Genomic DNA, 21,672 nt, shown 5'->3' with positions numbered 1-21,672 from the left:
TCCCAACTAGCCAGTAGTTTGAATCATATTTTAATCGAAAGGGGAATCCCTTTCGATTCCATCAAAATGTGAGTTGCTCTAATGGCGGCTGCACTCAGAGGAGCCGATACGATCCAGGCCTCTTGCATTAAAAGCCAATGATTTTTCGTAAAATTTATATAGAACCTGCTGAAATAATTACATTATTCATCACCCATGACCCCATGAGCTTTCACCGGAAACTGCAATATGGAGAAAAATCGCGGCATCATATTCCGGCTTACGCCCGCAATGAGCGCCAAGACGATTACCATGATGCGAGCGTTGATGATTTGAACTTCGGCTGACCTTTAATATTGAATCCTGATTTGCATGGATTTGTTCTGTGTCCCCATCTGGAAGGCTGCATCGTCAAAGCTTGGCGCACCGAAAGTAATGGATGGATTGTTTGAGAACCCCACCCCCTCCTTTGGCTTGCCAAACAGCCCATAAGAGAGCGTATTTTCATTATTTTCCGCATGAAAGACGGCAACGGCATAAGTGCCCGGCGCCACATTATCAAAATGGCACTTGGCGCCGCCGCCCTGAATTGTTGCATTATCGGTTGCAACCTGTTGGCCGGGCTTACCAAAACTCTGCCTGGAGTTGAACAGGCCACAACGAACAACACCCTTGTCATTGCGAAGATTGGTGATGTTGAGATCAAGGCTTGCAGCCATTGCCGCCGATGAAAACAGAACCGTGCTGATGGAAATAACAGCCAGTTTTGTGCGTGAATTGCGCATCATATTCTCCGCCAATAGTCACCTGATGTGTAATGTCACACTTTGTCTGCATAAATTTCAGATTCGGGAACGACCGGCGCTGGAACCTCTCCACCCCGCCCGGCCCGCATGCGCGAGGAAAACATCCGCCCCTTTGCCTCCATCACGGGAGCAAACCGGCGAAAACCAGACTTGTCCGGCATATTGACATAGACGGCCTCCATCTCCCCTTTGCGAAAATAGGCCTCATGCCAGAAACCGGTCCCTTTGGGATCGCGCAGAAACTTCTGCCACCATTCGCGATGCGGTTCGCTGCGTGAAAAACGCTCAAGACTTTCGAAATCACGCCAATATTGCCGCATGCCGATATGAAGCGGGAAAAGTGAGAAGATGATCATCTCATGCGCCAACAGACCATCGGGCTTGGTATCGACAGCCATGTTAATCTTCTTGCCAAAGCCCAACAATGTTGCAAGCCCCGAAAGAATATTCACGCGCATGCCGAGATAGACCACCACCAGATCCGGGTAGTCAGAAAGATCAACTGTCTGACGACTTAATTTCCTGTCCCCCATCATGATTTATCTCTTTTAAGAGTTGATATTAAAGATAATTTATTGATATCGAAATTGAGTCAGCAATCATCGGAATTACATTCCCTGCCTGATGCCTGCACGAGATCCCTGTAACATTACCTCCAATCATAATACATGCCGAATAGTTCTGAAAAGTCGTGTTGCAGGCAGCAGATCAGCAAATTTGAAAAGCGCTCATCAGCACGCAATGAGATCGCGCATTGACGCTACGGCAGAACGATATGCTTTTGGCAGACAAGGCTGGCAATGAGGTAATCCACGCCAAGCAAGCAAATACACAACACTAAAGCCAAGGCAAACCCGCAATGATGCCAGCACGGCTCTCCCGCCAAGCGGAATATCGTGGAGCAGTTCTTCAACCGCATCAGATATTTCCGCGACATCGCACCATACGACGAACATCCCACAAACCACCTCTCACCGACAAACTCACCGTAGCACGCATCAGCTGCCAGAATTCACAATGAGTCTAAGGCTTTATCCCGGCGTTTTCCTCAATATGAGTGGGCTCAATCCTGAAGAACTTGGTGGTGTGAATTTCATGGATTCTGGAGAAATAGGTCCAGCTATTGATTTTATGGCGCACCCGACAGGATTCGAACCTGTGACCTCTGCCTTCGGAGGGATTATTGCTAGCTCCGACGTTCATACGAAGGAGCACGCTATGTCACGCTATCTTACTGAAATTAAAAAAGAATTTGAATTTTCACGCCGTCGTGCCTATCCTCCCATTCGCCACGATTTTCGCCCTGCTGCTTACGCGGTGCTTACGCGAGATAGTGGGTTTGTGACGGAGGAAATCCATGGCTAAGCTGACGAAACGGGTTGTGGACGCCGCTGAAAGCCGTCCCAGTGATTACGTGATCTGGGATGACGAACTACCCGGTTTCGGGCTTCGTGTCTTCGCCTCAGGCAAGCGCAGCTATGTGATCCAGTACCGACAGGGGGGGCGCTCGCGTCGATTTACGATCGGTTTGCATGGTATCTGGACGCCGGAACGTGCCCGCCAAGAAGCCAAAACCCAGCTCGGCAGGGTCGCCCAGGGTGAGGACCCAGCCGAGGAAAAACAGATCGATCACAAGTCACTCTCGATCAAGGAGCTGTGCGATCTTTATCTGGCCGACCTGCAAGCCGGCCTCATTCTTGGGAAAGGCGGACGGCCGAAGAAGCCAGGCACCATCGTGTCGGATGTCGGGAGGATTAATCGACACATCGTGCCGCTCCTCGGCACGCGTCGCGTCAAGGACCTGACCAAAGCGGATATTACCAAGGCTATGAAAGACATTATGGCTGGAAAGACGCGTCTGGTTGCCAAGACAAAGAAGCTGCGCGGCAAGTCAATCGTGAAGGGTGGCGTCGGCACAGCCACCCGGACCATCGGGCTGTTTGGCGGCATCCTGACCTATGCCGTGGAAGCCGGCATCATCGACGTCAATCCAGCGCATGGGGTACGGCGGCCGAAGGACAATATCCGAGCCCGGCGTCTGAGCGAGGCCGAATATCGCATCCTCGGAGAGATGCTAAAGGCCGCCGCCGAAAATGAAACCTATCGCATGACCGCGGAGATCATCCGTCAGATCGCTCTCACCGGATGCCGCCGAACCGAAATGGTCACCTTGGAGTGGGAGGAAGCAGATACTGATTCCAGTTGTCTTCGATTGAAAGACAGTAAGGAAGGGCGCTCTATCCGGCCGATTGGCCTACCAGTAGTCGAATATCTGGAAAACCGTCGTAGGGAGGCGGATGGCGCTTATGTGTTTCCCGGCCGCGATGGCGACGCCGCGTTCGGCAGCTTCCCCAATCACTGGCGAAAAATCTTCGCGGACTCGCCGCTGGCGGACATTACCCCCCACGTCCTCCGCCACAGCTTCGCTAGTGTGGCCAACGACCTTGGATTTACGGAAATTACCATCGCGGCCCTCGTGGGCCACGCGAAAGGATCAGTCACTAGCAATTACATTCATACGCTCGATACTGCCCTCATCATGGCGGCCGATACTATTGCCGGCTACATCCAGGGGCTTCTAGACGGAATCGAGTTTAAGCAGACCGCCTATGCGCTTGACCGCGACTCTCGCAAAGCGGCCCTGGCGCGCTTCCTACAGAAGGCGGCAGGTAATGACGACCGCCCAATGGAGGAGGCTCAGCCGGTCGCTGCATGATCATGACCGCCCGCGCGTTGAGCCAAGCATACAAACAAAAAGCGGATGCCTCCGGTAGATTTTAGCGGAGGCGTCCACGCCCGTCGACGAACATCGCTTGCGTCAGACCGAGTCATCGCAGGCGCCGACGCTCAACCTGCCTTGCGGCCGATAAACAGGCCTTAGCGAACATCAGAACCGCAACGCATCCTCCCGATCTGGAGAATAGAGCCGCCGGCGTCCTCCCCTAGCAAACGGGGAGCAGAAAGGCGGGGTGGCGCCGCCGACACGGGTGGTCGCCCGTAGCTCCACCTCACATCGTCGCGCTGTTCGACCGAGGCATAAAACGCATCCATATCGACATGGATGATCTTGCGGATTTTTTCGTCCGCTTCGCCGGTGTCACTCTGATGCCCGCTCACGCCCGCCATCGTCCGCGGTCACATCGCCAGTGCCCTGGGCCGCTCGACGAGCGTCAACCGTTCGGCCGGCAACGGGCGCTGTAGAGCCTTCGCATCCTGCCAGTCGGCGTTCAGCCATGTCTCGACCTCTTCCGAGCTGGTGAGGATGACTGGCATCGCCTTGGGGTGGATCGGCTTCACAATGTCGTTCGCATCGGTTGTCAGGAATGCGAACAGATCATGTGTGCCGGGGCGCGGTGTCCGGTTCGATCCACGAACGCCGTCCCACCGCGTCCAGATGCCGGCGAAGAAGAACAGCGGCTCGCTATCGTCCAGAGCGAACCAGTAGAGCGGCTTGCGCTTCGTCACCGGATCAGGCGTCTGCCCATATTCCGAGAAGGCCGTCGCCGGGACCACGCATCGATGCTCGATCCCCAGCCATTGCCGCCAATGTCCGATCCATGTCTTGCGGACATTGGTGACGCCGGTATCAGGCGCGTCAGGTGATTTCAGGTGCTCGGCCGGTGTCGGCATGCCCCACGTCAGGGAGGCCAGTTCCCGGCTGCCGTCGCGGTTGCGCACAACTGGCGCCGGACGATCAGGATAGACATCGATCGACGGCTCAAGATTGCCAAGGCTGTCATGCGTTGCGGCCACGAAATCCCGGATCGCCTGCTGGTTCGTCGTCAGATTGTAGAGGTTACACAAGCCAGATCCTCCGGTTTTACTGTGCGCCTACAATAAAGGCTTCGGGAGAGCCTGTCGTTCACATCTTCCCGGACTCAGATTGACTCTCCGCTGCAATGAGAACAAATAAGGAACATAACAGCGAGAATCCCCAGTGACAACCCTCGGAGCACCGCCCGCGCATGAGTACGCGCCCCGTCAACCCGGCCTTTTTGGCGCTGCGTGAGCGTATCGCGCAGCTGGAGGGGAATGGTGCGCGCACGCGGGAGGTGCTGCCCTTCGGCGTTCCGCCGCTGGATCGTAAACTACCAGGCGGCGGACTGGCGCTCGGATGCCTGCATGAGGTTGCGGGCGGCGGGAATGGCGCCGTCGACGGGGCGGCCGCCGCCTGTTTCGTGGCCGGGATCGCGGCCCGCACATCGGGCAAGGTTCTATGGTGCGTGGCGCAGCAGGATTTGTTCGCACCGGGACTGGAACAGGCTGGCCTGTCCCCCGATCGCGTCATCCATGTCGAGGCCGGAGACGACAAATCTGTTCTGGCCTGCATGGAGGAAGGATTGCGGCATGGCGGTCTCGGCGCGGTTGTGGCCGATATCGCCCGGCTGCCGATGACCGCCTCACGGCGGCTGCATCTGGCCGCCAAGGAGAGCGGGACCATAGGCATCGCGCTGCGGCGCTGGCGACGGCAGCCCGAAGCCAGCGATTTCGGGCAGCCCACTGCAGCGATGACGCGGTGGCGGGTCTCGGTGCTGCCGTCGCGGCCCTTGCCGGTTCCGGGCGTCGGACGCGCGCGCTGGCTCATCGAACTGATCCGCGCCCGCGCCGGGGAATCCCTCGATATAGAACTGGAGGCGTGCGATGGCTCGGGTCATCTCGGTCTTCCTGCCGACATGGCCGGTGGACCGGCTTCGGCGGAAGATCGGCGACACAGCACCGCCGGTTGAGGCGCCACTGGTTCTTGTCGGGCGCGACCGCAACCGGCGCATCGTCACGGCGGCGGATTCTGCGGCCCAGGCGCTTGGTCTGCGGGTCGGCATGCCCGTCGCCAAGGCGCAGGCGCTCGTGCCCGGTCTCGTCATCCAACCGGCCGACCCCAAGGCCGACGCGGAGAGCCTGGAACGTCTCGCCCTCTGGATCTTGCAGCGCTTCAGTCCGATTGTCGCGGTCGATCCGCCGGAGGGCATCGTCATCGACTCCACCGGCGCCGACCATCTCCACGGCGGCGAAGCCGCCATGCTGGATGCGCTTATCGGGCGCCTGACCCTTTCGGGTGTCGCAGCCCGTGCCGCCATCGCCGATAGCTGGGGCGCGGCCCATGCGCTGGCGCGCTACCGGGCCGATCCGGTTCTGATCGGAGAAACCGGCAACGCAGAGGCCCTGCTTTCGCCATTGCCCCTTGAAGCGCTGCGCCTCCCGGCTTCGATCTGCGCCGGCCTGCGCGATCTCGGCTTTGCCGCGATCTCCGATCTGATGGCCCAGCCGCGCGCACCGCTCACCCGCAGGTTCGGTCCTGAACTCTGCCGCCGGCTCGATCAGGCGCTCGGCGGCGTCGCTGAGCTGATCACACCGCTGCGTCCCGAGGATATGATCGAAGCCCGTCGCAGCTTTGCTGAACCCATCGGGGCGGCCGAAACGATCGCGCGCTATATCGGCAAGCTCGTCGCCTCCCTCTGCGATACGCTGGAGCAGCGTGGGCTCGGGGCGCGGCGCCTCGATCTGCTCTGTCACCGGGTCGACAACCGCATCGAGACGGTGCGCATCGGGCTTGCCCGTCCAGTGCGCGAGCCAAAACGCCTGACCCGGCTGCTTTGCGACAAGATCGAAACCATCGATCCCGGCCTCGGCATCGAGATCATGTCGCTCGCAGCCACCCTTGTCGAACCGCTGAAAGCGCGGCAGGCGACGACATCGCTGATCGATACGCCCGAACCCGATCTTTCCGGGCTGATCGACGTCCTGGCGAACCGCGTCGGCGCGCGGGCGATCTATCGCTTCGCTCCCGTCGCCAGCGACGTCCCAGAACGATCCGTCTGCCGTATTCCCGCACTTGCGGCGGATACCGGCGCGGGCTGGCCGGATCACTGGCCCCGGCCGTCGCGACTGCTGATGCGGCCTGAGCCGATCGAAACCATGGCGCTTCTGCCCGATCATCCGCCGAACTGGATTTCCTGGCGCGGCGTGCGGCGACGGGTGCGCCGGGCCGATGGACCCGAACGGGTCTTCGGTGAATGGTGGAAGCGTGACGCCGAACTGGCAGCAGTGCGCGATTACTTCCGCATCGAGGACGACGCCGGCGAACGCTTCTGGGTCTTTCGCGCCGGCGATGGCGAGGATGCCGCCACAGGCTCGCATCGCTGGTTCATGCACGGAATCTTTGGATGACGGACGCTCCGGGGAACGGGCCGCGCTATGCCGAATTGCAGGTGACGTCGCAGTTTTCCTTCCTGCGCGGCGCCTCCTCGGCCGACGAGCTGTTCGCGGCCGCCGCCCTCATGGGGATCGAGGCGCTCGCCGTGGTGGACCGCAATTCGGTCGCCGGGATCGTCCGCGCCCATGAGGCCGCCAGAGCCACCGGCGTCCGGCTGATCGTCGGCTGCCGCCTCGACCTGGCCTCCGGGCTGTCGGTGCTCGTCTATCCCACCGATCGGGATGCATGGTCGCGTCTGTGCCGTCTCCTGACCCTCGGCAAGGGCCGCGCCGGAAAAGGGGGATGCCATCTGGAATGGGTCGATCTGGTCGCCTATGGCGAGGGGATGATCGCGGTCCTGGTGCCCGATCTGGCCGATGAGGTCTGCGCCCTGCGGCTGCGACGATTGCGCGAGGCGTTCGGGGATCGCGCCTATCTGGCGCTCACGCTGCGCCGCCGTCCCAACGATCAGATGCGGCTCTGGGAGCTGTCGATGCTGGCGCAGCAGGCGCGGGTGCCGACCGTCGTGACCAATGACGTCCTGTTCCATGAGCCAGGCCGCCGCATGTTGCAGGACGTTGTGACGGCGATCCGCCACAACACCACCATTGACGCCCTGGGCCATCGGCGGGAACGCCATGCCGACCGCTATCTGAAACCGCCCGCCGAGATGCACCGCCTGTTCGCGCGCTGGCCGGACGCGCTCGCGCGGACGCTGGAGATCGCACAGCGCTGCACCTTCAGCCTCGACGAGCTGCGATATCAATATCCGGAGGAACGCGACGATCCGGCCCTGACACCGCAGCAAACGCTGGAGCGCCTGACCTGGGAGGGCGCGGCCAGCCGCTATCCCGAAGGCGTGCCTGACGAAGTGAATGCGGCGCTGCGCCACGAACTGACCCTGATCGGCAAGCTCGACTACGCGCCGTATTTTTTGACCGTTAACAGCATCGTCCGCTTTGCCCGTTCAAAAGGAATCCTCTGTCAGGGGCGCGGGTCGGCTGCAAACTCTGCCGTCTGCTATGTTCTCGGCATCACCGCCATCGACCCCGGCCGCAACGATCTGCTTTTCGAGCGCTTCGTCAGCGAGGAACGCAGGGAGCCGCCCGACATCGATGTCGACTTCGAGCATGAACGCCGCGAAGAGGTCATCCAGTGGGTCTATGAGCATTATGGGCGGGACCATGCCGCGCTGACGGCCACTGTCATCCGCTATCGCTCCAAGGGTGCGCTGCGCGATGTCGGCAAGGCCCTGGGCCTTCCCGAGGATCTGATCCAGACGCTCTCCGGCCAGCTCTGGGCCTGGTCCGAAACCGGCGTCTCGGATCAGCAGATCCGTGAGCTGAACCTCAATCCGGAGGATCGGCGCCTGCGCCTGACCCTTGAACTGGCGGCGCAGCTTCGCGGTGCGCCGCGCCATCTGTCCCAGCATCCCGGCGGCTTCGTTCTCACCCACGACCGCCTCGATGATCTCGTGCCGATCGAGCCCGCCGCCATGGCGGATCGCCAGATCATCGAATGGGACAAGGACGATATCGACGCCCTGCGCTTCATGAAGGTGGATGTGCTGGCGCTCGGCATGCTGACCTGCATGCGCAAGGGGCTCGATCTGATCGCCGCGCATAAAGGCATCGACCTCGATCTGGCGACGATCCCGGCGGAAGACCCGCGCACCTACGCCATGATCCGCAAGGCCGACACGCTCGGCACCTTCCAGATCGAATCCCGCGCGCAGATGTCGATGCTGCCGCGGCTGAAGCCTCGTACCTATTACGATCTCGTCGTTCAGGTCGCCATCGTCCGCCCCGGTCCCATCCAAGGCGACATGGTCCATCCCTATCTGCGTCGCCGCGAAGGGCTGGAGCCGGTCGACTACCCGACGCCGGAACTGGAGAAGGTGCTGGGCAAGACGCTCGGCGTGCCGCTGTTTCAGGAGCAGGCCATGCGCGTCGCCATCGAATGCGCGGGCTTCACGCCCGGCGAAGCAGACATGCTGCGCAAGAGCATGGCCACCTTCAAGTTCACCGGCGGCGTCTCGAAATTCCGCGACAAGCTGATCGAGGGCATGGTCGGAAATGGCTATGAACAGGCGTTCGCCGAGCGAACCTTCAAGCAGCTCGAAGGCTTCGGGTCTTACGGATTTCCCGAAAGCCACGCTGCCTCATTCGCGCTGATCGCCTATGCCTCGGCCTGGCTGAAATGCTGGCACCCCGATGCCTTCTGCGCCGCTCTTCTGAACGCTCAGCCCATGGGCTTCTACGCCCCGGCCCAGATCGTCCGGGACGCGCGCGACCATGGCGTCGAAATCCACCCGGTCTGCGTCAACGCCTCGCGATGGGATTGCACGCTGGAGCCGACCGACGACGAGACCCGCTTCGCCGTCCGCCTCGGGCTGTGCATGGTGAAGGGGCTGGCGAACGCACATGCCGCAGCCATCGTCGCGGCTAGGGCCGATGAGCCCTTCACCTCCGTCGATGATCTCTGGCGCCGCTGCGGCGTACCCGTCGCCGCGCTGACGCGGATCGCCGAAGCAGACGGGTTCCGCCCGGCCTTCGGTCTCGCCCGCCGCGAAGCGCTCTGGGCCATCAAGGGCCTGCGCGACGAGGAACTGCCCCTGTTCGCGGCCGCGTCAGCGCGCGAAGGCGGGACCGTCCCGGAGGCCGACGAGCCAGCGGTCGCGCTGCGCCCCATGGCGGCAGGGCGCGAGGTGGTGGAAGACTATAGCCATACCGGCCTGTCCCTGCGCCGCCACCCGGTCTCCTTCCTGCGCGCCGATCTCGCGAGACGCCGGATCGTCTCCTGTGCCGAGGCCATGGGAACGCGCGACGGACGATGGCTGGAAGCCGCCGGGATCGTGCTCGTTCGCCAGCGCCCCGGCTCGGCCAAGGGGGTGATGTTCATCACGCTGGAAGATGAAACCGGCATCGCCAATCTCGTCGTCTGGACCAAGATCTTCGAGCGATATCGCCGGATCATCCTGTCCTCGGGCATGATCACCGTGAAGGGCCGCATCCAGCGCGAAGGCGAGGTCGTGCATCTCGTCGCACATCGGATCACCGATCTGTCTGCGGAACTGGCGAGCATAGGGCAGCGCGACGGGGCGTTTCCCTTGCCGCACGGTCGCGGCGACGAGTTCCACCACGGCTCGCCGGCGCCCGATCCGCGCAGTCAGCCGCCAAAGGTGTCGAGACCGCGCGACATGTACGTGCGCGACCTGCACATCGACGCGATCAGAGTGAAGACGCGTGATTTCAGGTGAGAGCAAATCGCAAGGCACTGCGATGAGCCCTCCGATTACGTGTCTGTTGGCGACCCCTTTGTCGCCATTCGGCGCGCTCCCGTCGTCGCCCAGAACCCGCCAATCGTTCGATTTCCCACGGACGGAAGTGATGGCTGCAAACTGACTGATGAAAATTGACATCACGTCGGCGTCGCAGAATCCTGCATCAAACTCCTACCCTTGAGCAGTCGATGGAGTCGGAATGCCTGTTTTAGGTTCTTGGGATACGCAGTAATAGTACATAGCAAAGAATAGTGCTTGGGGGAGGCTGAACGTGCCGTCGGCGTGGAACATCACAATAGTTGAGACGCTCGGGCTGCTTGACGGCGAGTTTGGAGAATTCGCGCTGGGCCTCGCAAACGATTCCTATGCGATCTGGCTCGGCGCAGGTATTTCCTTGTCCAAGGTGCCGGGTCTTGTCGGCGTCACCGAGGGTGTTCTTGAGCACCTGCGAGCCAAGGTCGATCCCGCAAATGACAACTGTCGGTTCAAACGCAGCCTCGACCGCATTATCGCTCTGGTGAATCTCAGCACGGACGATTACAAGGAAGTCGACTACGCCAAGCCGGTGGCGCAGTGGCGCGACAGGGAGCGTATCGCGAAGAGCCTCACTGGCGTGTATGCAAGGATGCTCGACCAGCACCCACAGGGAGAGCCGGCCGACTATCTCGTATGGGACGGCATCGGTGTCGTCGCCCGATACGCTGATCCTGCGATAAGCCCCGGCCCGGAGCATCTCGGCCTCGCGGGGCTGATCGTGGAAGGCGTCGTTTCGGACGCGGCAAGCGCCAACTGGGATGGCCTGCTGGAGAAGGCGGTCGCCTTGCTCGCCGGCGGGACTCCGGGCGTGATGCAAGTCCGGGTGCTTCCCGACGATGTGAAAGACAATACGGCGCGTGCCCGACTGTACAAATTTCACGGTTGCGCTGTCCTAGCGGGACAGGACGAGGCTCACTACCGGGATCGGCTCGTCGGGCGCGCCTCGCAGATCCATGGCTGGGCGGAGAAGGCAGAGAACAAGGTCATAGCCGCAAAACTCATCGATCTGGCCGTTTCGAAATCGACGCTGATGCTCGGCCTGTCGACGCAGGACACGAACATCCAGAGCATCTTCGTCGTCGCGCAAGCCAATCTGCCGTCTCATTTTCCCACCCACCCGCCGTCCGTGATATTGTCGGAGCAGGATGTGGGGGCAGATCAATTGTCGCTACTGCAGAACTTCTACAAGCTGGACTACGGCGGGAAGGCCGCGGAGATCGAGAAGGCCTCGTTGCTCAGGAGCTACGGTCAATCGCTTCTGCCGGCCCTGTGGCTGCACGTGTTCACGGCTAAGCTGGAAGCGCTTGTCGCGCTCGGCGCGCCCGGACTTTCTGACGCGGCACGCGAGCAATTGAAAGCCGACCTTCGGAGCCTGCGCGACGCCGCAGCGACAGGCGTGCCGTTGCAAGAGAATGGGGCATTCATGTTGAAGGCGCTGGCCTGGGCCGGGCGGGCCATAAGCTTGTTCCGGGATGGGAAGGAACTCGAAGCTGCGAGCGGTGTCTACACGCCTTTGTCGATCAACAGTGTTGCAAAGACCTTAGCGGATCCGACGGTTGCGAGTTCCGGCCTTGCCCAATTGGCTCTCGCGATTGCGTTGATCGGTCGCGGCAAGGCGGCGGGCCACTGGATGCTCAGCCTCAGCGATTCAGCGGATGCTAAGGCGGGCGCCGTCAAGGTGACCGGCCCGGTCCGTTCTGCGGAAATCTTCTTTGCGGCCAACGCCCAAGCAGCGGCCAGGCTGATCGCTGCCGGGCATGCGTCCGAGGATGACGAAGCAATCATCTTGCACAGTCATGACGTGCCCCCAAGGTCCGCGCGTCATCCGACGGCTCCTCCCGGCCGCACGCTGAGGCGGGGACGCCGCGAGTTCAGCCTGGCGGCTCTGGCGCAGGACGAGACGGACCTTGCCCGGCTCATGCAGCGCTTCCAGGGAGAGATGGCGATATGACGGAAACAACGCCTGTCGAGCGCGTGGCTGAACTCCTTAAGAAGGCAGAGTTCAGAAGGATTCCGATTCCGCTTTCAATTGGCGGATTGCAGATCGATGCCGCAGCAGCATTCGTCGGCCAGCCACCACGCCCGGATCTGGTGGTTGTCGGCGACACGCTCGATCAGACACCGGCGCGGTTGCAACAGACTGTCGAGGGTGTCGGGCGCGCACTGGACATGATGGGGTCCAAGCGACCGCTGACGCTTGTTGTGGTGGGTCCGCGACCTGAATCATCCGCACTGACACGGCTATCCCGACATGCTCGCGTACTACCGGTAGGTGACGCATCCGATCAGCCCAACCTGGAAAACTGGCTGGCGGTGCTGCTGCCGTTGAAGCTTCCGGAACTAAAGGAAAGCCGCGCTGATGCTGCGTTCGACAAGTTGCTTCAAGGCGCCAGGGATCCAATTGAACGCGAGTTGATCGAGCTTGCTCACGCTGGAGCGACAGCGGTCTCCGACCGGCTGGCCGCACTCGTGGACGAACCCTTCGTTGAGGCCGACGACGCCGGAGCTCTGCAGTGAGCGGCCGGATCACGTCATTGACCGTTCGCAATTTCCGCAGCATACGCGGTGACATCAGCATCTCGCTCGACGCACCCACCGTTCTTATCCATGGCCCGAACGGAACCGGGAAGACGAGTCTCCTGTCAGCCATAGAACTTGGGCTGACGGGGGCGGTTACGTCGCTCGCGCGCTTCGACCCCAACTATCTGGAATATCTTCCGCACAAGCTGTCCCCGGACTCGAGCGCGCATGTTGCGATCCAAGCGGACGAGAAATTGTACGAGGGGTCGGGAGGCAAGCTTACAGCTAGCGGGTCCACCATTCAAGGAGAGGGCAAGCTCTCCGAGGAGCAGGCCCGATTCTACACCGAGCGCTGCTATCTCGCGCAGGCCACTCTAGGTCGCCTGCTTGAGATCTACGAACATCAGGACGCCCGCAACACCGATTCCCCGCTGACGCGGTTCGTTAAGGAAATGCTCGGCCTGGACGCGCTGGATGCCTTGATCGACGGATTGCACGTTTCCGGTGATGTCAGACGGTTCCGGGAGCCGTCCCCACTCTTTTGGACCGCGCGCTCCGACGCGCCCGAACTGGATCAGGCCGTCGAAACCGCGGCGGCTCGGGCCGAAACGGCACGGCGCGAGCGAGACCAGATCGAGGTTAATTTGCGGGAGCTCTCCAAATCGATAATCAAAGCTGACCAAGCCATCATTCCCGACCGCTTGCGCCTAGAGCTTGAACGGCACGCCAGCGAGCACGAGGAGAAGCTTGGCCGGCTTGCCAAAATTAGACGCGACCTCAATGCCGCTGCGACGCAGGTTGCGGCAGCGGCAAACACGGAGGCCGGCAGCGCCCGTGCTGTCGCGGAAGAAGCGAGTGCCACAGCTCGGGAGGCACTCGCCCGCTGGCAGGCTGGGTCAGGCGCTCGCCTGGAAACACTTCTGACCACCATCCAGGAAGCGTTCCCCGAGATTCCTGCCTCCTCGTCGGATCCGACAGCAGCGCATGCTGCCGCAACACGGGCGGTGCAAGGTGCCAGAACCAGACTCCGCCGAACAGTCGACGCAGATGACGTAGCAACAAAGACGCTCGGAGAGATCACAACGTCCGTGAACCAAGGCCAGGGTCGGGTCGATGCCATCGAGCGGGAACTGGCGGCCGAAGGTGGCGCGAACCGTGAACTTGCCGAGGCGCTGAGCGCGATCTCCAATCACATCAGCGACGATCACTGTCCCGTCTGCGGCCGTGACTATGGCGAGCTCGGCGACGGGCCGCTCGCTGCCCATGTTTCGGAGGAGATCGGCCGCCTTGTCACCGCGGCCGGACGCGTCGAGGCGCTCGTAAGTGATCGCTCGAACACGCTCGCGGCTTTGACGGATGCTCGAAGGAAGCAAACTGAACTTCAGGGCACGGTGCTCTCGCTGAACGAGCGAGAAAGCGTGATCTTTGAGCTTGCTCAGCGGGACGAATGGCTCAACAGCCTGCAAGAACTGGAGTTGGAGGCTGCTGTCGGTTCGCGCCTGATCCGCGACGCTACCCAGTCGGCACAGGCCCTTGCCGCTCTGAACAACCAAACAACATCGATCTCTGGTCTCCGCGAGGAACTCCAAGCCAACGCAGCGCAGCTTGGGATCAAACCTCAGCCGGCCGACGTGCCGCTTGGGGCAGTTATCCAGTCGATGTCGTCGGAGCTCGATCGCCAGGAGGCTAATGAAAGCGCTGCCAAGGCCAATCTGGAACGAGCACTCACGACCTTGCGCACGTTTGCAGCGGCCCAGCAGTCACTTGAGGATGCCACGAAGGAACTCGACGTCCTGAAAGAAAGGCAAGCCAAGTCGGCAACCCGCCGCCAAGAGGCCGATAGACGGATAGCAGTCGCCCGGGATTTGCTGACGCGCGCGCAGACCGTGCGCGGAAACCATGTCCGAGACATCTTCAATGATGAGTTGAATGCCGTCTGGCGCCAACTCTTCATTCGGCTCGCTCCCGACGAGAACTTCGTTCCCGCTTTCGCCCTCCCTGAGGTCGCCGGAAAACCAGTTGAGGCCGTTTTGGAAACGCATTACCGATCCGGCGGAAAGGGAGGCAATCCTCGCGCGATGCTGAGCGCGGGCAACCTGAATACCGCGGCGTTGACGCTGTTCCTGTCCCTGCATCTTTCGGTGCGCCCGAAATTGCCTTGGCTAGTGATCGACGACCCGGTCCAGAGCATGGATGACGTCCACATAGCACAATTCGCGGCCCTGCTCCGCACGCTGAAGCAACATGGGCGCCAGGTCATCATTGCGGTTCACGATCGGCAGCTCTTCGACTATCTGAGCCTCGAGCTCAGCCCCACGTTCAACGGGGATCGCCTCATCACCGTGGAGCTAGGACGCAACGCAGATGGCTTTACGACGGCTCCTTGGGCGCTGACAACATTTGAGCCGGACAGGGCTGTCGCCGCATGACCTGTCAAGGCCCAAGAAATTCTGCGTAGGTTCCATCTAGCGTATGCTTCCGAGTTCACACAGGTTCAAACTGAACGACGAGTTCGGCACATACAGTTAACATGCGGCGGCCACCTGAATGGCCGCTTTCCCAGCTTCGCCGCCCAGAAGCGGTCGGGCAGGAATCCACCCCTTACTTGTTATTTGATGTCGTGGGGAAAGCCTTCCCCCTGGTCGGCAGTGGCGTTGCCGACGCACCCCCATCAGCGGGGAGATCCCCGCAACGCCCCCTGAGAGTGAGAGTGCGGACGGGTTTTCCGTGACGGGTTGAGGGCTGGAAGAGAGGCTTCCGGCGCCCGTCGCGGAGTAATCCCGATGGCCAGACATGATCGCGGCTCGCGCACTAGCGCTAATCGCACGAACCTCTATGATGACATCACCAGCAAGATCATCACCGAGCTGGAGCAAGGCCGGCTGCCATGGGTGCAGCCCTGGGGGAAATCGCCCAATACCGCACCGCTCGGCCTGCCGAAAAATGCCAGCACGGGCCGGACCTATTCGGGCATCAACATTCTCATTCTCTGGGGCGCGGTCATCCAGCATGGCTTCCCCGGCCAGAGCTGGCTGACCTTTCGCCAGGCGTTGTCGCTTGGCGGCAACGTCATGAAGGGCGAACGCGGCACCACCGTCGTCTATGCCGACCGCTTCACGCCCGAGGACGAGAAGCGCCGCGCCCGCGAAACCGGCGACGACGCGCAGTCCATCCCGTTCCTGAAGCGGTTCACCGTCTTCAACGCGGCGCAATGCGAGGGCCTGCCTGACGACATCGCCACCGTTGCGCCGCCACCGCCGCCGGGCCTGATCGAGCCGAAGGTCGAGGCGCTGATCCGCGCCACCGGCATCGACTTCCGCATCGGCGGTGATCGCGCCTTCTACGCTCCGTCCCAGGACTTCGTGATGGTCCCGCCGCCGCAGGCGTATTTCGAGCCAATTAACTGGCACCGGACGGCCTTGCACGAGATCGGTCACGCCAGCGGCCATCACAGCCGTCTCAACCGGGATCTCACCGGCTCCTTCGGCTCGAAGAAATACGCCTTCGAGGAAATGATCGCCGAGCAGATTTCGGCCTTCAGTTGCGCCGCTCTCGGCATCGTGCCGACCGTGCGACACGCCGATTATATCGGTGCCTGGCTGGAGGTCATGCGCGAGGATTCCCGTGCCATCGTCCGCGCCGCCTCGCAGGCGAGCAAGGGGGCGGACTGGATAATCTCGTTCCTGCCGGAGGCGGACCGTAGCCTTGCAGCCGAAGACGAACGGGAGGCCGCGTGATGAACCCGCTGGCCTTTCCCGGATTCGCCCCCGATCCCGCGCAATCGGCCGACATCGGGCTGCGCGTCCTCAGCCTTGGCGCCGGCGTCCAGTCCACCACACTGGCCTTGATGGCCGCCCATGGCGAGATCGGTCCCATGCCCGATTGCGCGATCTTCGCCGACACCGGCTGGGAGCCGAAACCCGTCTATGAGCATCTGGCCTGGCTGGGATCGCCCAACGTCCTGCCGTTTCCGATCCACATCGTCTCGGCCGGCGATCTGCGTGCCGATCTGATCGCCGGCGCGCGCGGCGCACGATGGGCTTCGATTCCGGCCTTCACCCGCAACGTGACACCGGCCGGAACCGAGCTTCCCGTCTATGATGAGGACGAAAACGGCGATCTGGTCGTCGTCGGCTCCCGCATCCTGCCGACGGATCAAGTCGGTGTCGGCATGATCCGGCGCCAATGCACCGGCGATTACAAGATCGTTCCGATCCGCCGGAAGGTGCGCGAGCTGCTGGGCATCACCCGGCGGCGCTCGCCCGAATCGCCCGTGGCCGAACAATGGATCGGAATCAGCCTCGATGAGGCGCTGCGCATGAAGCCTTCGTTCGAGACCTGGCAGATCAACCGCTGGCCCCTGATCGAGCGGGGCATGACCCGCCGCGATTGCCTGCGCTGGCTGGAACGGCACGGCTATCCGCTACCCCCCAAGAGCGCCTGCGTCGGCTGCCCGTTCCATTCCGACGATCATTGGCGGCACATGCGCGACCATGATCCGGAAGCATGGGCCGATGCCGTGTCGGTCGATGTCACCATCCGCACCGGATTCTACGGCATTCGCGGCGAGGTCTATCTGCACCGATCTGCCGTGCCGTTGGACCAGGCCGATCTTTCGACGGCGGCCGATCACGGTCAGCTCGATCTCTGGCCGAACGAGTGTGAAGGCATGTGCGGTGTGTAATCCGCCGGAAACCCACAAAACCGTAAAGCCGGATTTCCGGCTTTACGCCTCCTCGGTTCTGCGGCCCTGCCTTCTAAGAGTAAGAGGGCGGGGCTTCGCTTCGTGACGGGTTTGAGGTCGAGAGAGAGGCTCTCGGCGCTCGTCGCGGAGACTACCACGATGGCTACCGCCGTTCAGAAGATCACCCTGTCGCCCTCGCGTGACATCCCCTTCAACAAGCTGATCCTCAGCCAGTCGAACGTCCGGCGCATCAAGGCCGGCGTCTCGATCGAGGAACTGTCGCAGGACATCGCCCGGCGCGGTCTGCTTCAGGGTCTTAATGTTCGCCCCGTCATCGATGCCGATGGCGTTGAGACCGGCATGTTCGAGATTCCCGCCGGCGGTCGCCGCTACCGTGCGCTGGAATTGCTGGTGAAGGCCAAGCGTCTCACCAGAACCGCGCCGGTCCCCTGCATCGTGCGCGAGGCCGGTTGCAGCATTCTCGCCGAAGACGACAGCCTGGCAGAGAATATTCAGCGCGCGCCGCTCCACCCCCTCGACCAGTATCGCGCCTTCCAGGACATGCGCACCAAGGGCATGTCCGAGGAAGAGATCGCGGCGGCCTTCTTCGTCTCGGTTAACGTGGTCAAGCAGCGCCTGCGCCTGGCGTCCGTCGCGCCCTCGCTGCTCGACCTCTACGCCGAAGACGCCGTGACGCTCGAACAGCTCATGGCCTTCACCGTCAATCCCGATCACGCCCGGCAGGAACAGGTCTGGGACGCGATCAAGGATAGCTGGTCGAAGGAACCGCATCAGATCCGCCGTATGCTGACCGAGACGACGGTGCGCGCTAGCGACAAGCGGGCGCAGTTCGTCGGCGTCGATGCCTATGAGGCCGCCGGCGGCATCGTGCTCAACGACCTGTTCCAGTCCGACGATGGTGGCTGGTTGCAGGATGTCGCGCTGCTCGACCAGCTCACCGACGACAAGCTTAAGGCGGAAGCTGAGGCCATCGCCGCCGAAGGGTGGAAATGGGTCGATGCGCGGGTTGAGGTTCCTTATGGCTATGGTCATGGCCTGCGCCGGTTGATCGGCACGACCACGCCCTTGACCGACGAGGAACAGGCCAGTTTCGATGCGCTGACGGCGGAATATGAGGCGCTGGAAGCCGAATATGCCGAAGCCGAGGAATATCCCGACGACGTGGACGAGCGGGTCGGAGAAATCGAAACCGCGCTCGCCGCCTTCGAGGATCGCCCGGTCATCTACGATCCGGCCGAGATCGCCCAGGCCGGTGTGTTCATCAGCATCGACCGCGAAGGTCGCCTGTCGGTGGATCGCGGCTATGTCCGTCCCGAAGACGAAAAGCCCGTGACCGTGGATGCCGACGGCGATTCCGAAGGCGCCGATCCCGATGGCGCATCGTCTTCTGCGCCGCCGGCTCAGCGTGCGGTCATCACCGTGGGCGGCCAGCCGGCCGAACCGGATGAGGAGGATGACGTCATCAAGCCCTTGCCGGAACGGCTGGTTGCGGAACTGACCGCGCACCGGACCTTGGCGCTGCGCGATGCGCTGGCGAACAATCCCCATGTCGCCATGACGGCGTTGCTGCATCGGCTCGTGATGGAGCGCTACCACTATTCCGCGCCGGGCGGCTGCCTGGAAGTCGGCGTGCGTCATCACTTCTTCTCGTCGCAGGGCACGGACCTGAAGGACAGCCCTTCGGCCAAGGCCATCGAAACGCGCTATGAGGACTGGAAGGCGGACCTGCCGACCGATGACGATGCGCTTTGGGACTGGATCGCCGCGCTTGACGATGCCAGCCGCATGGCGCTGCTCGCCCATTGCGTCGCCTACGGGGTCAATGCTCTCTACGAGAAGCCCAATCCCTTCAGCGGCAACGGCATCTCGCAGCACGGGCTGGAACGCCGGCTCGCACAGGCCGACCGGCTGGCGCGCGCGACCGGCCTCGATATGGTCGAAACTGCGGGATGGCGGCCAACGGTCGAGAACTATCTCGGCCGCGTCACCAAGCCTCGCATTCTTGAGGCGGTGCGCGAAGGGGCCGGCGAACGGGCAGCGTCCCTGATCGAGCATCTGAAGAAGGGCGACATGGCCAGGGAGGCCGAACGCCTTCTGGCCGATACTGGCTGGCTGCCAGAGCCGCTGCGCCTGTTCGAGCCGGAACAGACCGCCGACGATGCGGACACGCAGGACGACATCGAGGCGCTGCCGGACTTTCTCGCCGGTGACGACGAGGATGAAGTCCATGCCGACAATGACGCGGCCCATCTGATCGCCGCCGAATGACCTGAGGTCGGCGCCGATGTCGTCGAAGGTCGCGCCGCCGCCTGATCCGCAGCGGGCGCCCACAATCGCGATCATACCCCTCGGCCCGGTCTTCCGCAGGAGGCCGGGCCTTTCATTGTTTCAGGAGGCTTTCATGCCCTTCACTATCGACGAAATCTTCGCTCAGGATCGGGAAAACCATCCAAACGAGCGCACGCTGCCCTGGATCGAGACCCGCGACGGCATCACCGCCGTCGTGGAACCCAAACCCCATTGGGCCGAAGATATGCGCGTTTTCCGGCTCGATACCCGTGAACATTGCCGTTACGCCGAATGGACCGCCCATGGCGGCCGAGCGCGCTTTTATGGTCATATCGACACGTCGGGCGACGATCTGATGATGAAGGCGCGCGCCATGATCGCCCGCGAAATCGCCGACGGGCTTTGGAGCTGAGGACCGGGCCGCCGGACGCCCCGCCGTGGGAATGAGGTTCCTCGCCAAGGCGGGTCCACATCCAGCATCACCATGAAGCTTGTCGTCCAGTGTCCAGGCAAGCGGTAGCCATCCCGGCCAGAAGGGAACACGATCCTGATGCCAGCATGGTGGCAAGGCTGGCGCGTCAGAGCATCTGCGACGGGTATCCGGCATCCTGTCAGAGGCAAAGCACCACCCCCGCTTCCATTCGCTAACCTTGGTCCGATCCGTCTCTTTGACAATCAACCCGTGAAGGGTCGGCTTGACGCTTCGCGTGCCGCCCTCGGGGATTCGGAGAAAGTCCGAACGCCCTCGGGTGATTGCAGATCCGGTCAGACACTTCGGGCGCCTGTCGCGCGGGGGATGGTCCCCCCGCCTCCAAAGACAGGAGCCGGACCCATGTCCTATGCAGATGCCACCGCCTTCGCCGCCAGCCTCGCCGCCACGCTGATGGTCTCGATCGTCGTGTTCCAGGCCGGAGACGGCACCCACGCCGCTTGCCCCGCCGCCGAGTTCGACGGCGACGACGACATGGTGAAGCTGGAACTGGACCCGTGGGAATAAGGCGCGAAAGCGCCTCATCCCCGACGGCCCGGATCGCGCACGACGCGGCCGGGCCTTCAGCCTTGCGATGGTCATCCATCGCCGGCGGCGGAGCCGGGCCTGGCCCGGTCATAGAGGAAGAGTGCGGGCCGTTCGGCCGTGACGGGTTGAGGGCCGGAGAGAGGCTTTCCGGCGCCCGTCATGGAGTGATCCCGATGACATTTGCCCGTTCCGAAAGCTTCCGGTCTATCGGTCAGATTCTCGCTGCTGATGTTCTGCCCGCGCTTTATCGGATGCAAAGGCTGCCGCTGCGCATCTCCTGCCTCGGGACGATCAGCTACGACGGCGCTACCGAGACCGATTGCGTCGACCGCAGCATTCCGATCGGCGAAGCCGCCTCGCCTGAAGACGCCGTGGCGCTTGCGGCCACCCGCATCGCGCGCGGCGACATCCGGGCCGCCCCGGAGGATACGCTGCGCTTCCGCCCCCGGATGATCGTCATTCAGGACAGTGCCTCCGGCCTGGTCCTCGCCGGTGAAGTCTGCGCCGGGATCATCCTCTGGCAGCAGCCCGTCAACAACAAGACCGAAGCCACACGGATCGTCGTCGAGACCAGCCGCCTTCGCGGCAAGGCCTTCGCCGCCACCGGACGGGGCGATCACACGGCCGCCCGCGATCTGCGGTTTCAGGCCTCCCGGCTTGAAGCGCGGCTGGTCGATCCCGCCTGGCGCGAGATCGCCTCCGAGCTGCTCCGGCTGCCTCAGGCCGCGTGATTCCGCCTTCCGAACAACCATTCGACCGGACGCGCCCATAGCGCGATGCCCAACGGCTCGTGACGCACTTCCGCCTCTGACGCCAGCGGCGTCGCTCTTCTCCCAATCTCGCCCG

Annotated in this window: 19 protein-coding genes; 15 read left to right on the top strand and 4 right to left on the bottom strand. The window is 62.4% G+C overall.

The window, feature by feature from the left end:
* Positions 1 to 137 precede the first annotated feature (137 nt).
* Positions 138 to 326 carry a hypothetical protein gene (locus tag ACFO1V_RS01700; RefSeq protein ID WP_374831951.1) on the top strand — a complete coding sequence of 63 codons (189 nt, stop codon included), beginning with the start codon at positions 138 to 140 and terminating at the stop codon, positions 324 to 326.
* A 3-nt stretch (positions 327 to 329) separates the two neighbouring features.
* Here ACFO1V_RS01700 and ACFO1V_RS01695 read toward each other — a convergent pair whose 3' ends face one another.
* Entirely contained in the window at positions 330 to 764 is a 435-nt protein-coding gene (locus tag ACFO1V_RS01695) for a DUF2141 domain-containing protein (protein ID WP_374831953.1), read from the bottom strand.
* Positions 765 to 799: 35 nt separating this feature from the next.
* Positions 800 to 1,321, bottom strand: coding sequence for a monooxygenase family protein (locus tag ACFO1V_RS01690; RefSeq protein ID WP_374831955.1), 522 nt, complete (start codon positions 1,319 to 1,321; stop codon positions 800 to 802).
* A gap of 481 nt (positions 1,322 to 1,802) precedes the next feature.
* On the opposite strand from ACFO1V_RS01690, the gene ACFO1V_RS01685 reads away from it, so the two are divergent.
* Together ACFO1V_RS01685 and ACFO1V_RS01680 are read left to right on the top strand one after the other, a co-directional pair.
* A complete protein-coding gene (locus ACFO1V_RS01685) occupies positions 1,803 to 2,150 on the top strand; it encodes a hypothetical protein (protein WP_374831957.1) in 348 nt (115 codons plus the stop codon).
* A complete protein-coding gene (locus ACFO1V_RS01680) occupies positions 2,143 to 3,501 on the top strand; it encodes a tyrosine-type recombinase/integrase (protein ID WP_374831959.1) in 1,359 nt (452 codons plus the stop codon). The genes ACFO1V_RS01685 and ACFO1V_RS01680 overlap by 8 nt, the downstream gene beginning before the upstream one ends.
* A 161-nt stretch (positions 3,502 to 3,662) precedes the next feature.
* Here ACFO1V_RS01680 and ACFO1V_RS01675 read toward each other — a convergent pair whose 3' ends face one another.
* The gene (locus tag ACFO1V_RS01675) at positions 3,663 to 3,911 is read right to left on the bottom strand and encodes a hypothetical protein (RefSeq protein ID WP_374832102.1); all 249 of its coding nucleotides are present in this window, start codon (positions 3,909 to 3,911) and stop codon (positions 3,663 to 3,665) included.
* Positions 3,912 to 3,920: 9 nt separating this feature from the next.
* Positions 3,921 to 4,589: an SOS response-associated peptidase gene (locus tag ACFO1V_RS01670; RefSeq protein WP_374831961.1), complete on the bottom strand. Its 669-nt coding sequence runs from the start codon at positions 4,587 to 4,589 to the stop codon at positions 3,921 to 3,923.
* 161 nt (positions 4,590 to 4,750) lie between these two features.
* Between ACFO1V_RS01670 and ACFO1V_RS01665 the strand changes: the two genes are divergently transcribed.
* The 12 genes from ACFO1V_RS01665 to ACFO1V_RS01610 all read left to right on the top strand — a co-directional run bounded on the left by ACFO1V_RS01665 (position 4,751) and on the right by ACFO1V_RS01610 (position 21,557).
* Positions 4,751 to 5,512 carry an ImuA family protein gene (locus tag ACFO1V_RS01665; RefSeq protein ID WP_374831963.1) on the top strand — a complete coding sequence of 254 codons (762 nt, stop codon included), beginning with the start codon at positions 4,751 to 4,753 and terminating at the stop codon, positions 5,510 to 5,512.
* Positions 5,427 to 6,950 (top strand): Y-family DNA polymerase, encoded by a 1,524-nt coding sequence (locus tag ACFO1V_RS01660; protein WP_374831965.1) that lies wholly within the window; start codon positions 5,427 to 5,429, stop codon positions 6,948 to 6,950. Before ACFO1V_RS01665 ends, ACFO1V_RS01660 begins: the two co-directional genes overlap by 86 nt.
* On the top strand, positions 6,947 to 10,234 hold the full coding sequence (locus ACFO1V_RS01655; protein ID WP_374831967.1) for an error-prone DNA polymerase: 3,288 nt from the start codon (positions 6,947 to 6,949) through the stop codon (positions 10,232 to 10,234). Before ACFO1V_RS01660 ends, ACFO1V_RS01655 begins: the two co-directional genes overlap by 4 nt.
* A 295-nt stretch (positions 10,235 to 10,529) precedes the next feature.
* Positions 10,530 to 12,245, top strand: coding sequence for an SIR2 family protein (locus tag ACFO1V_RS01650; RefSeq protein ID WP_374831969.1), 1,716 nt, complete (start codon positions 10,530 to 10,532; stop codon positions 12,243 to 12,245).
* Positions 12,242 to 12,811 carry a hypothetical protein gene (locus ACFO1V_RS01645; RefSeq protein WP_374831971.1) on the top strand — a complete coding sequence of 190 codons (570 nt, stop codon included), beginning with the start codon at positions 12,242 to 12,244 and terminating at the stop codon, positions 12,809 to 12,811. The genes ACFO1V_RS01650 and ACFO1V_RS01645 overlap by 4 nt, the downstream gene beginning before the upstream one ends.
* Positions 12,808 to 15,243 (top strand): AAA family ATPase, encoded by a 2,436-nt coding sequence (locus ACFO1V_RS01640; RefSeq protein WP_374831973.1) that lies wholly within the window; start codon positions 12,808 to 12,810, stop codon positions 15,241 to 15,243. The genes ACFO1V_RS01645 and ACFO1V_RS01640 overlap by 4 nt, the downstream gene beginning before the upstream one ends.
* A gap of 354 nt (positions 15,244 to 15,597) precedes the next feature.
* Positions 15,598 to 16,551 (top strand): ArdC family protein, encoded by a 954-nt coding sequence (locus ACFO1V_RS01635; protein WP_374831975.1) that lies wholly within the window; start codon positions 15,598 to 15,600, stop codon positions 16,549 to 16,551.
* Complete coding sequence (locus ACFO1V_RS01630; RefSeq protein ID WP_374831977.1) at positions 16,551 to 17,498, top strand: hypothetical protein; 948 nt, start codon at positions 16,551 to 16,553, stop codon at positions 17,496 to 17,498. Before ACFO1V_RS01635 ends, ACFO1V_RS01630 begins: the two co-directional genes overlap by 1 nt.
* A 159-nt stretch (positions 17,499 to 17,657) precedes the next feature.
* Positions 17,658 to 19,787, top strand: a complete 2,130-nt coding sequence (locus tag ACFO1V_RS01625) for a ParB/RepB/Spo0J family partition protein (RefSeq protein WP_374831979.1) — start codon at positions 17,658 to 17,660, stop codon at positions 19,785 to 19,787.
* A 16-nt stretch (positions 19,788 to 19,803) separates the two neighbouring features.
* Positions 19,804 to 20,220, top strand: a complete 417-nt coding sequence (locus ACFO1V_RS01620) for a hypothetical protein (protein WP_445438786.1) — start codon at positions 19,804 to 19,806, stop codon at positions 20,218 to 20,220.
* 420 nt (positions 20,221 to 20,640) lie between these two features.
* Positions 20,641 to 20,805 carry a hypothetical protein gene (locus tag ACFO1V_RS01615; RefSeq protein WP_009450567.1) on the top strand — a complete coding sequence of 55 codons (165 nt, stop codon included), beginning with the start codon at positions 20,641 to 20,643 and terminating at the stop codon, positions 20,803 to 20,805.
* 194 nt (positions 20,806 to 20,999) lie between these two features.
* Positions 21,000 to 21,557, top strand: a complete 558-nt coding sequence (locus ACFO1V_RS01610) for a hypothetical protein (RefSeq protein ID WP_374831981.1) — start codon at positions 21,000 to 21,002, stop codon at positions 21,555 to 21,557.
* Positions 21,558 to 21,672 lie beyond the last annotated feature (115 nt).

Source organism: Daeguia caeni, from assembly GCF_042653845.1.
GTDB lineage: Bacteria > Pseudomonadota > Alphaproteobacteria > Rhizobiales > Rhizobiaceae > Brucella > Brucella caeni.
This window is presented reverse-complemented; position numbering and strand designations above follow the sequence as displayed.